At 56.8% G+C, this 13,613-nt stretch carries 9 protein-coding genes; 3 read left to right on the forward strand and 6 right to left on the reverse strand.

Annotated features, from left to right (window positions below):
- Positions 1-134: 134 nt before the first annotated feature.
- Together SH661x_RS13525 and SH661x_RS13530 are read left to right on the forward strand one after the other, a co-directional pair.
- Positions 135-1,940 carry a CocE/NonD family hydrolase gene (locus SH661x_RS13525; RefSeq protein ID WP_437222270.1) on the forward strand — a complete coding sequence of 602 codons (1,806 nt, stop codon included), beginning with the start codon at positions 135-137 and terminating at the stop codon, positions 1,938-1,940.
- A 257-nt stretch (positions 1,941-2,197) separates the two neighbouring features.
- Positions 2,198-5,923: a PVC-type heme-binding CxxCH protein gene (locus tag SH661x_RS13530; RefSeq protein WP_437222272.1), complete on the forward strand. Its 3,726-nt coding sequence runs from the start codon at positions 2,198-2,200 to the stop codon at positions 5,921-5,923.
- 110 nt (positions 5,924-6,033) lie between these two features.
- Here the strand turns inward: SH661x_RS13530 and SH661x_RS13535 are convergent, their stop codons facing one another.
- The 4 genes from SH661x_RS13535 to SH661x_RS13550 all read right to left on the reverse strand — a co-directional run bounded on the left by SH661x_RS13535 (position 6,034) and on the right by SH661x_RS13550 (position 10,039).
- Positions 6,034-6,897 carry a M15 family metallopeptidase gene (locus SH661x_RS13535; protein ID WP_437222274.1) on the reverse strand — a complete coding sequence of 288 codons (864 nt, stop codon included), beginning with the start codon at positions 6,895-6,897 and terminating at the stop codon, positions 6,034-6,036.
- Positions 6,898-7,062: 165 nt separating this feature from the next.
- On the reverse strand, positions 7,063-8,340 hold the full coding sequence (locus tag SH661x_RS13540) for an MFS transporter (protein ID WP_437222277.1): 1,278 nt from the start codon (positions 8,338-8,340) through the stop codon (positions 7,063-7,065).
- A 218-nt stretch (positions 8,341-8,558) separates the two neighbouring features.
- Entirely contained in the window at positions 8,559-9,026 is a 468-nt protein-coding gene (locus SH661x_RS13545) for a hypothetical protein (protein WP_437222279.1), read from the reverse strand.
- A gap of 2 nt (positions 9,027-9,028) precedes the next feature.
- Complete coding sequence (locus SH661x_RS13550; RefSeq protein WP_437222281.1) at positions 9,029-10,039, reverse strand: DUF1559 family PulG-like putative transporter; 1,011 nt, start codon at positions 10,037-10,039, stop codon at positions 9,029-9,031.
- A gap of 227 nt (positions 10,040-10,266) precedes the next feature.
- On the opposite strand from SH661x_RS13550, the gene SH661x_RS13555 reads away from it, so the two are divergent.
- Positions 10,267-11,424, forward strand: a complete 1,158-nt coding sequence (locus SH661x_RS13555; RefSeq protein ID WP_437222284.1) for a XylR family transcriptional regulator — start codon at positions 10,267-10,269, stop codon at positions 11,422-11,424.
- Between the two features lie 175 nt (positions 11,425-11,599).
- Here the strand turns inward: SH661x_RS13555 and SH661x_RS13560 are convergent, their stop codons facing one another.
- Positions 11,600-12,556, reverse strand: coding sequence for a CsgG/HfaB family protein (locus SH661x_RS13560; RefSeq protein ID WP_437222286.1), 957 nt, complete (start codon positions 12,554-12,556; stop codon positions 11,600-11,602).
- A 43-nt stretch (positions 12,557-12,599) separates the two neighbouring features.
- A complete protein-coding gene (locus tag SH661x_RS13565; RefSeq protein WP_437222288.1) occupies positions 12,600-13,610 on the reverse strand; it encodes a hypothetical protein in 1,011 nt (336 codons plus the stop codon).
- Between the last annotated feature and the right edge of the window lie 3 nt (positions 13,611-13,613).

Below are 13,613 nucleotides of genomic sequence, written 5' to 3' on the forward strand. Positions count from 1 at the left end.
ATTTCTAGAGACGAACGGTCGCTGATTTTGAATAAATATGTGACATTCGGTGGCGGGACGGGGAGCAGGATTCCTTGAAGTCGCACTCACTGCTTCTCCGTGACATTCCACCGCACATCAGCAGAAAGTCCGTCATGCAGCGAGTCCGATTTTGTGTGATCGCATCATTCCTGTTGTTCACCACAACCGGGTACGCACAGCCTGACGCCGGGGATTACTCTCCAGTTAAGCACGAGGTGATCGAGGAACTGGACGCCAGTGCCCCGATGCGGGATGGCATTTCGCTGAAGATCGACATCTTCCGTCCCCGGGACGAGGGGAAGTATCCTGCCATTCTTCTCACGACACCGTATGGAAAAGGAAGGTATGGCGAGCGAGCGAAGAACTTTGCCTCGCGGGGATATGTCGTCATCAATGCCGATGTACGCGGCCGCTTTGAATCAGGCGGGGAATGGGATCCCTTCACCCCGCTGCACAAACAGGACGGTTACGATCTCGTCGAGTGGATTGCCGCACAGCCGTGGTGCTCTGGCAAAGTCGGCATGTACGGATCTTCGTACATGGGGTGGACGCAGTGGTGGACCGCCACTCAGGCCCCTCCCTCGTTGAAGGCGATTGTTCCCGAAGTGGCTCCGCCAGATCATTTCCACAATTGCCCGTATCAGAACGGCATTCTCGTCTGCTGGATGGTGGACTATGGCGGCATGATGGGGGGACGGTACCCACAATCTCACCCGGAGGGCGATGGCCCGTACGGAGGCTGGGGTCGCCATCGTGAAGAAGAATACCGCATGGTTCCCTACATCGACTATGACAAAACCCGTCATTATCTCCCGACCACATGGTGGCGGAAATGGATGCTTCAGAACACAGCGTCCGGAGAGTACTGGAAACAAATCGCATATCAGACTCGGGAGGATTACTCGCGGATCACTGTCCCGTCACTCTCTGTCACAGGGTGGTTTGACGCGAATTTTCCTGGCGCCCCGATGAATTTCATGGCCATGAAGAAATATGGGGCCACGCCGGAAGCACGTCAGCCGCGGATGGTGGTCGGTCCCTGGGATCATGGAATCAACACGAACGTCGTCGGAATCGATTACGGTCCGCAGGCCATCATCGACTGGGACGGATACGTCTGCCGCTGGTTTGACCACCACTTGAAGGGGATTGACAACGGCGTGATGGAAGATCCTCCCGTGCAGCTGTTCGTGACCGGCCGCAATCAATGGCGAGCAGCGACAGACTGGCCCTTGCCCGAGACCGAGTTCACAAAGTTCTACCTGCATAGTGGAGGTCATGCGAATTCACTTCACGGAGACGGATCACTCAGCCGGGAAATTCCAGCTTCGGAAACCCCGGACCAGTACACCTATAACCCTGATGATCCCACTCCCTCTGCTCCTTCATTGAATGGCCATATCGACGGCCCGAGAGATATCAACGAATCCGCGAAACGGAATGATGTGCTGGTTTATACGACAGATCCCCTCACGGAAGATGTCGAACTGACAGGCCCCATCACTGCGAAACTTTTCGCCGCCACCAGTGCCCGTGATACGGACTGGATGGTCCGTCTCTGCGAAGTGTTCCCCGATGGCCGAACTCATTTCATCGGCGAAGGGGTGATGCGGGCGCGGCATCGTGATCCGCAGAAGAATGGAGCGTTCAACCCGGATAAACTCAGTGTCATCGAACCCGATCAGCCTTACGAATACACGATCGAATTCTGGAGACCCACCGCCAATCTGTTCGCTCGCGGGCAACGAATTCGCATTGAGATCTCAAGCAGCTATTACCCGTATTACTTGCGGAACTTGAACTCGGGTGAAGAGAACGCGAACCTGGCAACGACCCCTGTCATTGCCCGCCAGACGATTTATCACGACGCGGAACATCCCTCCCATGTGATCTTCCCGGTCATTCCTGCGGGCAAATAATTGCTGCGGGCAATCCCCGTTCTCTCTGTCGACCACGCCCAACTTCGAGTGCGGTTTCGCAAAAGTTCGCCCCCGTTCCACACCCGCTGACCGGCATTTCCTCACAGTGGAAATGCTGATCTGCCAGCGCATGAGAGATCAGACCGGTCTCGGGAACGGAGCGTCGCTGCGAATCGCACCGGGCGGGGTCGCGCAATTTCTGAACCGTTCACGGCTCGCTGAGAGTCCGTCCGCCATTGCTTTGAAGGAGGTCTGCTTTGAAACGTACTCGCTCCGCGCCTTACCAAGTGATGAGAATTGCCATCATCACGTTACTGCTGTCAGGCCTGGTGCCGGAAGCTCGGGACAACGGCTGCCTCGCAGACGAACCACGGATGTTTCCGACCAGCGAAGAATTCTATCTGGAAGCGGTGCGGGACTCTTCGGGTCGGGAGTGGCAACCACTGTTCAACGGACAGAACCTGGAAGGATGGAAGGTCGTTCTGCAATACGAGGTTCCCGAGCAGTGCTTTCAGGTGGTGGACGGGAACATCCACGTCTATCGCGACGCTCCTGCCGAAAAGGAAATGCCCTTCGGAGTGCTGATCTCTGATGGTTCCTACAGCCACTTCCGATTCCGTTTTGAGTATCGCTGGGGCGAAAAGAAATTCGCTCCACGTACGGAAGTCGTCCGGGATGCCGGCTTCCTTTTTCATGTGAATGGGGAAGAGAAAATCTGGCCCATGAGTGTCGAATGTCAGGTTCAGGAAGGGGACACGGGGGATAACTTTCTCGTCTCGACCAGCGGCGATGCCTTCACTCAGGGGGGGCAATTCCTCGAGGCCGCGAACGGGGGAGAATTGAGAAGCCACTACTCTCCCGACGGCGTGACACGAGTCGTAAAAAGCAGAACTCTCGAGAAAGAGGGATGGAATGTTGTTGAAGTCGTCGTTCGAGGCGATGCTGCGGTCTATCTTGTGAACGGGGAAATCAACAACTACGTCGTGAATCTCAAGGCCCCGATCGGACCCGATCAGGAGCTGGTCCCGCTGGAATCCGGGCGACTGGCGCTGCAGTGTGAGGGAGCCGAACTGTTCTATCGCAAGCTGGAGATCCTTCCGCTCACCCCGAAGTCAGCTGCATTCGTCCCGGCAGATGAATCGATCGCTCCTGAACCGGCACTCAGTCCGCAGGAGTCACTGGCTGCCTGGAAGGTGCGAGAGGGATTTCGAGTGGAGCTGGCAGCTGCCGAACCGCTCACCATGGACCCTGTGGCCATTGACTGGGGGATGGACGGGAAGATGTGGGTCGCGGAGATGGCCGATTACCCTGTGGGGATGGATGGAAACGGCGCTCCGGGGGGACGCATTCGGTTTCTCGAAGACACCGACGCTGATGGACAATATGACCGCTCGACGCTCTTTCTTGAAAAAGTGAGTTTCCCGACAGGTGTCGCAGCCTGGAAGCAAGGGGTGATCGTCACCGCAGCGCCAGAAATCTTCTACGCAGAAGATTCCAACGGCGACGGCATCTGTGATGTCAGGAAGGTCCTCTTCAGCGGCTTTCAGGAAGGGAATCAGCAGCTGCGAGTGAATGGGTTGCGGTGGGGGTTCGATGGGTGGCTGTATTGCGCCAGCGGCAGCCCGAGTTCGAGTTACGGCAATGACGTAAAGATTCGGTCGCATCTGACGGGAGAAGAAATCCTGCTGGGATGCAGGGACTTCCGGTTCGATCCTGCGACTGGAAGAATGGAACCGCTCTCCGGCCCTTCGCAGTTTGGTCGAAACAGGGATCAATGGGACAACTGGTTTGGAGTCCAGAACAGCTATCCCTTGTGGCATTATCTCTTCGACGAGAAGTATCTGAGTCGAAATCCGAACTGGGTGGCGCCGGATCCGAAACAGCTTCTGACCGAGGGGAATCCTCCCGTTTTCCCGGCCGCCGACGTGAAACCGCAGTTGAATCCGAATACTCGTGTCGGCCGTTTTACGTCCGCCTGCTCCGGGATGATCTACCTCGATTCACTCCTGAATCTGGGGGAAGATGCAGCACATGCGTTGACATGCGAGCCGGTCCACAATCTGGTTCAGCACAATCTCCTCAGACGATCGGGAGCGAGTTTCACTCTCGAGTGTGATGCGAATGACGAGCGGCACGACTTCCTGGCGTCGACGGACAGCTGGTCCCGACCGGTCATGATCAGAACCGGTCCCGACGGGGCACTCTGGGTCGTCGACATGTATCGCTACATCATCGAACACCCGCAGTTTGTCCCGCTGGCGGCTCAAAAAGAGATCGCACCGTTGCTGCGGTTGGGGGACGGACGAGGCCGCATCTACCGCGTCGTGCCTTCGCACGGTCGGGCGAGAGCCATTCCCGACCTGCTTCATGCCGAACCTGTTGAACTCGTCAAATTTCTCGAACATCCAAACGGCTGGGTACGCGAGAATGCACAGCGGCGACTCACGGAGATCAAAGTCGCCGCCACACTGCTGCCGCTCAGAGATCTGGTGAAGAATTCAGAGAATCGTGTTGGCCGACTGCACGCGATCAATACCTTGAAGAACCTGAACGACGCGAACGTTCCAAATGCATGGGACGATCTGCTGATCGGATTTCTGGATGACGAATCCCCGGAGATGAGGCGACACGGGGTGAGGCTCGCTGAAGAAGTCCCGCAACTTAACGAGGAATTGCGGACAGCCGTTTGCAAGCTGGCTGAAGACTCCAGCGAACTCGTTCGGCTTCAGGTCGCATTGACTCTGGGAGAGTGGGATCATCCCACGGCAGTCCAGGCGTTTGCACGAATGTGGGTTTCTCCGCTCCTCACTGAACACGTTCAAGCAGCGTTATTCAGCTCCCTTAATCAAGGCAACATTGCAGCTGCGGTCGATACCGTTTCAAACCAGGAGATCAGCAACGAAGCTGGCCGCACGAAGTACGATCTGCTGGTTCAACAGTCGGTCCTGTTCGGGCACCTTGCTCCGGTGGAGTTTGCATTACAGCAACGTCAGACCGATCTGGATCGTGCGTTGATGGGGATGCATGCGGTTTATCGCCATCCTCATCAAACAGAAGTACTGGCATCGCTGAAAGAAGAGGACATCGCAGACACTCATCGGAAGGCGAGACATCTGCTGAGTGATGATTACGCGGAAACCAGTGAGCGACTGCTGGCCGCGAGGTTACTGTTTCACAGACCTGAAGATCACAATGACGATCGTTGCGTGGTCCAGAGTCTGCTGTCACCAACGACCCTTTCGGAGCTGCAATCGGCAGTGATCGACCAGATTGGAGGGCAGCGGGATGTGGAGGCGGCAAAGCTTCTTCTGGACGCGTGGTCCGGATTTCTCCCGTCCACACGAAGCACGGTTCTGGAAGTTCTGGCTGGCCATCCGGAATGGTATCCGCTGCTCACAACCGCCCTCGATGAAGGGGTGATCCATTCCTATGAAATTCCGCTTGCTCTTCAGGATCGGTTGATCAATGACGGCCGCACACCCGCTGCGCTGGAGCTGAAGCAGCGTTTCCAGCCGCGATCACGGACGGATGGCGGTCCGCAACTCCAGATGGACGCCGTTCGCAATCTGACAGGGGAGGCGGGACGTGGGCGGCAGGTGTTTCAGAAACATTGCTCGGACTGCCATCAGTTTCGAGGGGAGGGGTTTTCTGTAGGCCCCAACCTGGCCTCCGTCACCGGGCGCAATTTTGAAAACCTGTTTGAATCGATCATCGATCCGAATCGGGCTGTCGAACCACGGTATTCCAACTACATGATCGAATCGGTCGATGGTCGGATCTTTTCCGGACTCATTGAAAACGCCACCGACCGAAGTCTGATCCTGCTGAAAGCCAAAGAAGAGCGGTCGTCACTGCTCCGCTCTGAAATCGAAAGTTTAAACGCCACCGGCAGGAGTCTGATGCCCGAAGGATTTGACCGGATCATTCCTCAGCAAGACCTGGCAGACCTGATCTCCTACCTTCAACAGCCTGGTGATCGTTGAAGATTGAGGGGACGGGTTACTTGAAAGGCCCTACCGCCCCGGGGGTGTCGCTCGAATGCGCCGCTCCCGGGATGTTCGTTCGATCCTCTTCAGCTCGCGTGCCGATGGCGTCAGCACCAGCTTGCAGAGCCGTTGCCGATTCGCTCAATGGCCTCGTTGATCTCTTTTTCGATGACCGGCAATGGATTGAGCGGAATCATCGGAGAGGCCACGGGCGTCACCTCATTGGTCTGAGGATTCCAGTTGACAGGCCCATAGCGTGCTGGATCCGGATTGCCGGAAAGGAGGTGCTCCATCGCATCCCCTTTGCTGTAATGCCAGAACTCGAACGGGTAATGATAGAACCCGTGCGATTCCATCAAGGCTGTGATTGCGATTCGATTCCGCAGGTCCGCTGCCCCGACAAACGGCGACGCCATGGGCGTTTGCTCACTCATTTCCAGATACGGATTGCCGCGCCAGACCTCGGTTCCATCATCCCGGTTGAAGACCGAGATATCGATGGCGGACCCTGACAGGTGCGTCCCGATCTTGGGGATGTTCGCCACAAGGACAATCGCCCTGCGAAAGACCTGTTCGACAGGCGGAACGACCCCCTCATTTTCCCAGATACACTGCTTGAGAATCATGTCGAAAACGGCCGGTTTGCGAACCAGCAGCTGCTGCATTTTCAGGGAGCGGAACGCATCTTCGATCTTCAGAATCCAGCCACGCTGGTTCATTTCTCGGCCAATGGTGATCACGTCTTCGACCAGCCGCTCCCGTAACCAGTGAACGCGTTCGAGGTCCCCGGCGATCTTTGTCGTTGAGAAGAGCATTTCCACGCTGGCGGCATCTGCAGCCGCTTCGATCGAAGCGAAGCGCTCTCCACATTCCACGACTTCAAACTGCAGCAGCTTCTCGACAAACTCGTATCCCAGCTGCATCTGTTCAGTCCAGTAGGCCCGTTCCTCCTCGCGATCTGTGCTGATCATGTCCATGAATCTTGTTTTCCTGAGGCAAGGTCTTTCAGTCGGAATTGGTTGTCGAACCGACATTCCGGTGTACGGTTCGTCCGCATCAACCGGCAGGAAGCACTGCCGGACAATCGTTGATTTCAGGTCGGTCAAGCTCAGAGATTCCCGAGGCAGCCCGGAGCGTTACGTCTCTTCGTTTGTCACGGGGCGGTCGGGATCGATCACCCACCATGCGAAAGCCGCAACGAGCGAGGAGATCGCATTGAGGCCCAGGGGAATTTCGTACGAGTGATAGTGATCCAGGCAGAGTCCAACGACAGTTGTGCTGATCGCTCCCCCGAGACAGCCGCAGGTGGTCATAATCCCACTCACGACGCCGGCATAGCGGCTGCCGATGTCCAGACAGACCGCCCAGGCCGGAGGAACGCCTAACGAAATCAATCCCGCCGCAGCAGCGAACAGGAGCGCCGAAGCAATTCCGTTCGTTGTGATCATGGCACATCCAACCGAGACCGCGGCCGTCGGCAGTCCAATCAGTCCCGGGAGCCTTCTCCCATATCGCCGACCGAACCAGCGCGAGGCGACATCGCTGAGCCATCCTCCGAGCACATTTCCAACAGCCATGCTGATCATGGCCAATGCGCTCCACCAGCCGGCAGCCCGCAATTCCATTCCTCGTGACGTCTGAAGGTATTCAGGAAGCCATGTGAGATAGAAGTAAGTCCCGTAGATCGTGCTGAAGTACATCAGGCAGATCATCCAGAGATTTCGACTGGCTTGAAATTGAGCCCACGGGATGGGTGGATGCGGCTCGGGAGGATTCGTGCCGATCAGTTCCAACTCCGCATCGTTGACCGCAGGATGATCATGCGGGTCGTTGCGGAACCAGAGATACCAGGCCACTGCCCAGAATACCCCGGCTGTTGCAAAGACCACGAACATCCAGCGCCAGGTGATCAACTCCTGCAGCCAGATTGATAATGGCTGAGCCGCTGCTCCTCCGAGCGTGGCTGTCATCAACATCAGGCCGAAGACCCGGCCATGCTGCGATTTCGGAAACCATCTCGTAATCACACGCGCGGAAGAAGGAAACATCCCCGCCTCGCCCACACCGAAGAGTGCACGGACGGTCAGCAGGGAGACGAAACCGATCGCTGCGCCGGTCAATGCGGTCATCAGTGACCAGGCGAAGACAATCCGGGCGAGGATGAGCCGCGGGCCGAACCGATCCGCGAGCCAGCCGCCAGGGACCTCAAACACCGCATAGCACAGAATGAACGCACTGAACACCGTTCCCATCTGCGTCTTCGTGATTCCCAGATCGCGTTGAATCGCAAGAGATGCAGTCGAAATACAGACGCGATCGAGATAGGCAATGGCGGCCAGGATCAGCAGGAAGACCAGTACCACATTCCGGGCTGCAGTCGGTGCCGTCGGCTGAATTCTCGTTTCGGGCTTCATTCTGGCCGGATCCCGTACAGACTCATTCCGCCCTGAAATTGTGGTCGTCGTAGTAGAGTCGAGCATGGACAACTTTCAGGACGGACTTCATCTGCGAAGGGCCAGCGGCAGGCACTTCGTTTCCTGGATCTTTTGAACGTCAGCGACTTCGAAGAAAGTTACTCAAGTCTCGGCTCGGGGCCGCTGACTGACTTCACCTCGCAGATCTCCAACGTCCATCAGCGTTTTAAAACAAGGTCGACGGTGTTTTCTCCCTCCAGGACTTGTGCCCTCAGGTTGGTCACTGCGGCGTCCTGGTAATGTTGGGGAACCTTCGTCGGAGCTGCAGAGGGGGCAGCGGCTCCGGGAGGGGGCCTCACAGGTTGCACGGTGACCACATAATCGCCAACGATCAGCGGGTTCCGAATCTGAAAGGTTCCGTCCTTCACTACCGCAGACCCACTTACCCCTTCCGTGGGGTTTTCGAAAATCACCGCAACGTTGTCCATCGGCTGATCGCCAAACCGAATGCTCCCGGAGACGGTCCCGGTCTTCTCGACCGGTGTGGACCGACCGCATCCCAAGACCAGTGTGACTGCGAACAGCGCGGTCACGAGGTTGAATTTTTGAACGTTCTTCATGTTGACCTGAATGCGTTGAGAGTGGTGGACGGGAATCTTGATCTCGTCAAACTGACGATGTGTCAACTTCAGAATTCCCCGAGTACCTCACCATCGTTCATGACGCAGACGCGGAGCAATGTGTCAAAATTCACGTTGTCTGAAAGAAATCTCACTGAACCGTCCCCCATCAGGCCATGGATTCCACCCGTATGAAAAGAATTCAGAACGGTGTTACCGTAGTAGGGATGGTCGTTGACATTCAACGTGCTGTTCCGGGTGTTTGGCCGATGGCGAACCGTTGTGATCCCGGTCATGAAATAGGTTCCCAGTTCGCCAGCGGAAGCCGCATTGATCGGGGCGCTTTGGCTGACCCCTCCCCAGCCGCCGCCGTAATTCGCACTAATGGCCCCTTCCGACCCCACGACTCCCGACTGCTCGGAGATGATCATCGTATTCGAGGCACCGTCCGACACATCACGCAAGCGTGCCATCCGATTGGGCCGCATCACTCCGTTGTTACAGATCACCCCATAGCTCGTGGCACATTCCTCCAGTCCCCAGGGGACGCCGGTGGTAAACGCCCCCGCGATTCCCACGTAATGCATGACCATCGTGCGACCGGGATTGTCGTATTGCGGAGAAGGAGCCGTGGTATTGATGAACGGATCGACCGGACTCGAGGGGCACAGATATCCCGGGATTTTCAACCCCACGAGGATTTCGTTTCCTCCATTCGCCGGCGCGGTCCCATATCCTGAAAACGATCCATCGGAAAAGTTCAACCGGCTGTACAGCGGGGCCTGGTCGATGAACGGCAGAATCGACGCCCGCCAGTTGACTCCGTAGGCCCACTTCAAAGTCGTCGACGCACCGGACCCTGCCCGAGCCCCCAGAGGAAAGCCGTTGTAGGTCTCATGGTAGTTGTGCAGGGCCAGGCCAATCTGCTTGAGATGATTCTTGCATTGTGAACGCCGGGCTGCCTCGCGGGCTTGCTGGACAGCGGGGAGAAGCAGAGCAATCAGCGTCGCGATGATGGCAATCACCACGAGAAGCTCGATCAGCGTAAAACCGCGAGAGCGGACAGAATGCAAACCCATTGGAAGTCCTCCGATTGTGAGAAGGAAACAAGGAAAGGCTCAATCAAAATTGTTGAGGCAGGCGATGTGAGATGCCTTGAATATGAAAGCCGAGCGACTGCTGTCAGCGAGTGACGGAGCACATTATTTGAATTCCGACAGTTGTTGTCTCTAGAAATAATCCTTAATTTTCTTGATTTTCTACTCACGCTGAATTGTTCAGTTTCTTGGCGGAGGTCGAGGGATCAATGCGAAAATACCGGAAAGTCGCACTGCTGGTGGATACCTCACGGGAAACAGGTCGGGGCATTCTCCGGGGAATCATTCGATACAATCAGGAGCACGGCCCCTGGTCCACCTACTTCCAGCCACAGGGGCTGGAGGACCCGCCTCCGAAATGGCTTCTCGGCTGGAAAGGCGACGGCATCATCGCCCGCATTAACAGCCAGCGAACGGCGCGCGTCCTCAGCAAGACAGGCTTGCCGGTGATCGATGTCCGCGCTGCCACCGTGATGCCCCAGTTTCCCCGTATCGAAGTCGACAATGAGATCATGGTCGATATGGTGGTGTCCTATCTCCTCGACCGGGGACTCCGTCAGTTCGGGTTTTGCGGATACCCGAAGGGATTGCATCGTCTCTATGACGAACGCTGCGACTCCTTCATTCGTCGGGTGGAGAAGACAGGGCTGCCGTGCGTGGTCTTCCGGCCTGAGTCCTCGACCGCGTCCACGTTGTCCTGGGACGCGGAACAGCGGCAGATCGAAAGGTGGGTGCGATCGCTGAAAGGCCAGATCGGGATCATGGCCTGCAATGATGACCTGGGCCGGATTCTCCTGGACGCCTGCCGTCGCGCGAATCGAAGCGTTCCGGATGAGATCGCGGTGATCGGTGTGGAAAACGATCCCTTTCTCTGCACCCTGTCACAGCCCCCGCTGACCAGCGTCGATGTCAATTCCGAACGGATGGGCTTCAACGCGTGTGTACTTCTTGAGAATCTCATGCAGGGAAAGACCGCCGCCCCATGCACCCGGCATCCTCCCCTGAGCATTGTTCATCGACAATCCACAGACATTCTGGCCATCGACGATCCAGACCTGGTGGCAGCCATCCGGCATATCCAGAGTCACGCCTGCATGGGCATGTCGGTCACCGACATCACCGATCGCATTCCCGTTTCACGCTCGACACTGAACCGCAAGTTTCAGGATGCCCTGGGCCGCAGCCCCAAAGATGAAATCACCCGCGTGCAGATGGAACGCGCCCGCGAACTCCTCGTGAACACAGACATGTCGATTCACAGCATCGCCTCTTCCTGCGGCTTCACCGATTCGAATTACTTTTCGAAATGGTTTCATGATCAGGAAGGAGCGTCACCCCGGCAATTTCGGTTGAATATCGGGAAGTAGACCGTTCCCCGGACATGGGAGCCGGTCGAAGAGAAGAAGCGGATGGGACACGCCCCGCTGGGCCAATCTCATCGAAGCTGATTCGGGGACTCGTCGTGTGACAGCAGGTTGGCGTCTGCGAGTTCCCAGCGATTTCAACCACTGCAATCTGGCACGCAAGACACCAGGAGCACAATCACTTCTGGTACTCCACGATCTTCGGCAGCACGCGCAGGGCCATTGCAGCAGCCCCTTGCTGCAAGCTCGTTTTGGCAGCAATCATCTCTGCCAGATCAATCGCAACCGTCGTTTCCTGATCGGCAGTGATGACTTCACCGGACTGCCGATCGACCGCTTTCAGCTCGATGCGAGATTTGACGACGACGAAATTTCCGTGTCGAGTGGCTGTCTGGCTGAATGCCTCCCCAGTCAGGAGGACATCTGCATTTTCTTTGCGGCCCTTTTCATGATCGATCACAACGAAGCCCAGCTCCGTGCAGAGACGAGTCAGTTCCGTCTCGACGGCGGGATCAACCGACGGCGCCCCGATGTGCCGCTCGGGAACTTCAATCCACACACTCGGAAGCTCCTCTGCCTTCAGTTGTTTCTTCAGCCTTGCCAGCACGTCGCTTTCCTGAGATGACTTGGGCATGAGCTTGTCGGCAGACTCGTGAAGTTTCTCGGCAATGTCCTTGGCGAGCTGTTCCACCAGTCCCTCCAGGTCGCCATCAGCATCCCCTTTTGCGGAGGCCCCGAGGACGCGGCTGGTTTCGGTGCCGATGATCTTGGCCACGAGATACAGGGTATCACCGACCTGAAAAACGGATCCGGAGAGCAAGATCCTGGCCCCGGTGAGCTGGCCGATCCGATTCGATGAAGCGGGATCAACGATGCCCGCTGTACTGAGTTCCTGTTCCTGCAGAATCTTCTGCAATTCATCCCGTTCGACGAGATAGATGTCCTCTCGAGTGATGAGTTTGGCAAAAAGCAGATCGCTCACCTTGCGCCCCTGACCTTCGACCTCATCCCCCCGTTCCGTGAAGGTGAAGAGTGCGACAGGATAAATCACGGGGGGGGCATCATCTGCTGCGAAGGCGTCAATCGAGTGAAGAAGACAGGCCGAACTCAGCAGGATCAGGAAGACATGTTTCATTGTTGAACTCCATGCGGGAGAGGTGTGTCTGAGAGTTGCAGGTTCAATCGACCGGCCGATCATGCTCCAGAGATTCAAGGATCCGGGCAAAGAGGTACCGGGAAGTTGGTCCATCATCCCACGTTGAAAACAAGGGATAGCTGCAGAGGATGAATCGACCACCGTTGTGAAAACGGGCCTCGACCCATTCCCAGCCTGACTTCTCCTGGCTGACGAACAGGGCGGGCAGGCCGTTACTTATACTGATATGCACTTGGTGCAGCTCGGAGTCCGCAGACGTCCACGTCCGAGCGTCGAGCCGTTTATCGAACCGGGTGATCACTTCCTCTTTGCAAAAAGTCAGGCTTTCCAGTTCCTCCATCTGACCGACCATCGCTCCGGGAATCGGAATGGAGCCACGTCGAGGGGAGATCAGCAGAACTTGAGTCCCGGACGCAGCAGCACGCAGGAGACGTTCTCCCTGTGTACGGTTCTTATCTAACAAAATGCCATCCGCAATCACGATCCTCAGTGGTTCAGATTTCACCAGGTCGGTGGACTTAATCGAATCGTACGGGACATGTGCCCGTTCCAATGTCTCGCGCGTGCTTTGGCCGGGGTCGAGAACTCTTAAATCCAGCTCTTTCAGCCACTCATGACGCTGAAAGAACGGGTCGTTGGCAAAGATCCAGACCGGCATTCGATCCTGAGCGAGGAGCTTCCCCTGCTGGCTCAGGGTGACCGTCAACATTGATTGGAAAGTGACTCCGTCCTTGACCGGTGGAGTGTGCAGCGAGATGCGTGCCCGAGATCCGGCATCGGTCATCTCAATTGGAACTTCGCCACGGGAAAGAATTCGATCATTCGCGGAGTATTCCCAGCTGAGGAGGGCATCGTCGGGCAGCGTGCCATCGAGACTGATCGTCCAGGCCTGCCCGACGTCGCCGAACACCGCCGCCTGCGAACTGGGAAATCTGAGTTTGAACGCCGGTTCGTCATCTGCAACGAGTGAGCCATACGACATCCCCCAGCCCGCAAGGGTTAAGACAATCCAGATGGTCCGAAGGCATGTCATTCG

Origin of the sequence: Planctomicrobium stercoris (assembly GCF_051465655.1) — a bacterium.
Classification (GTDB): domain Bacteria; phylum Planctomycetota; class Planctomycetia; order Planctomycetales; family Planctomycetaceae; genus Planctomicrobium.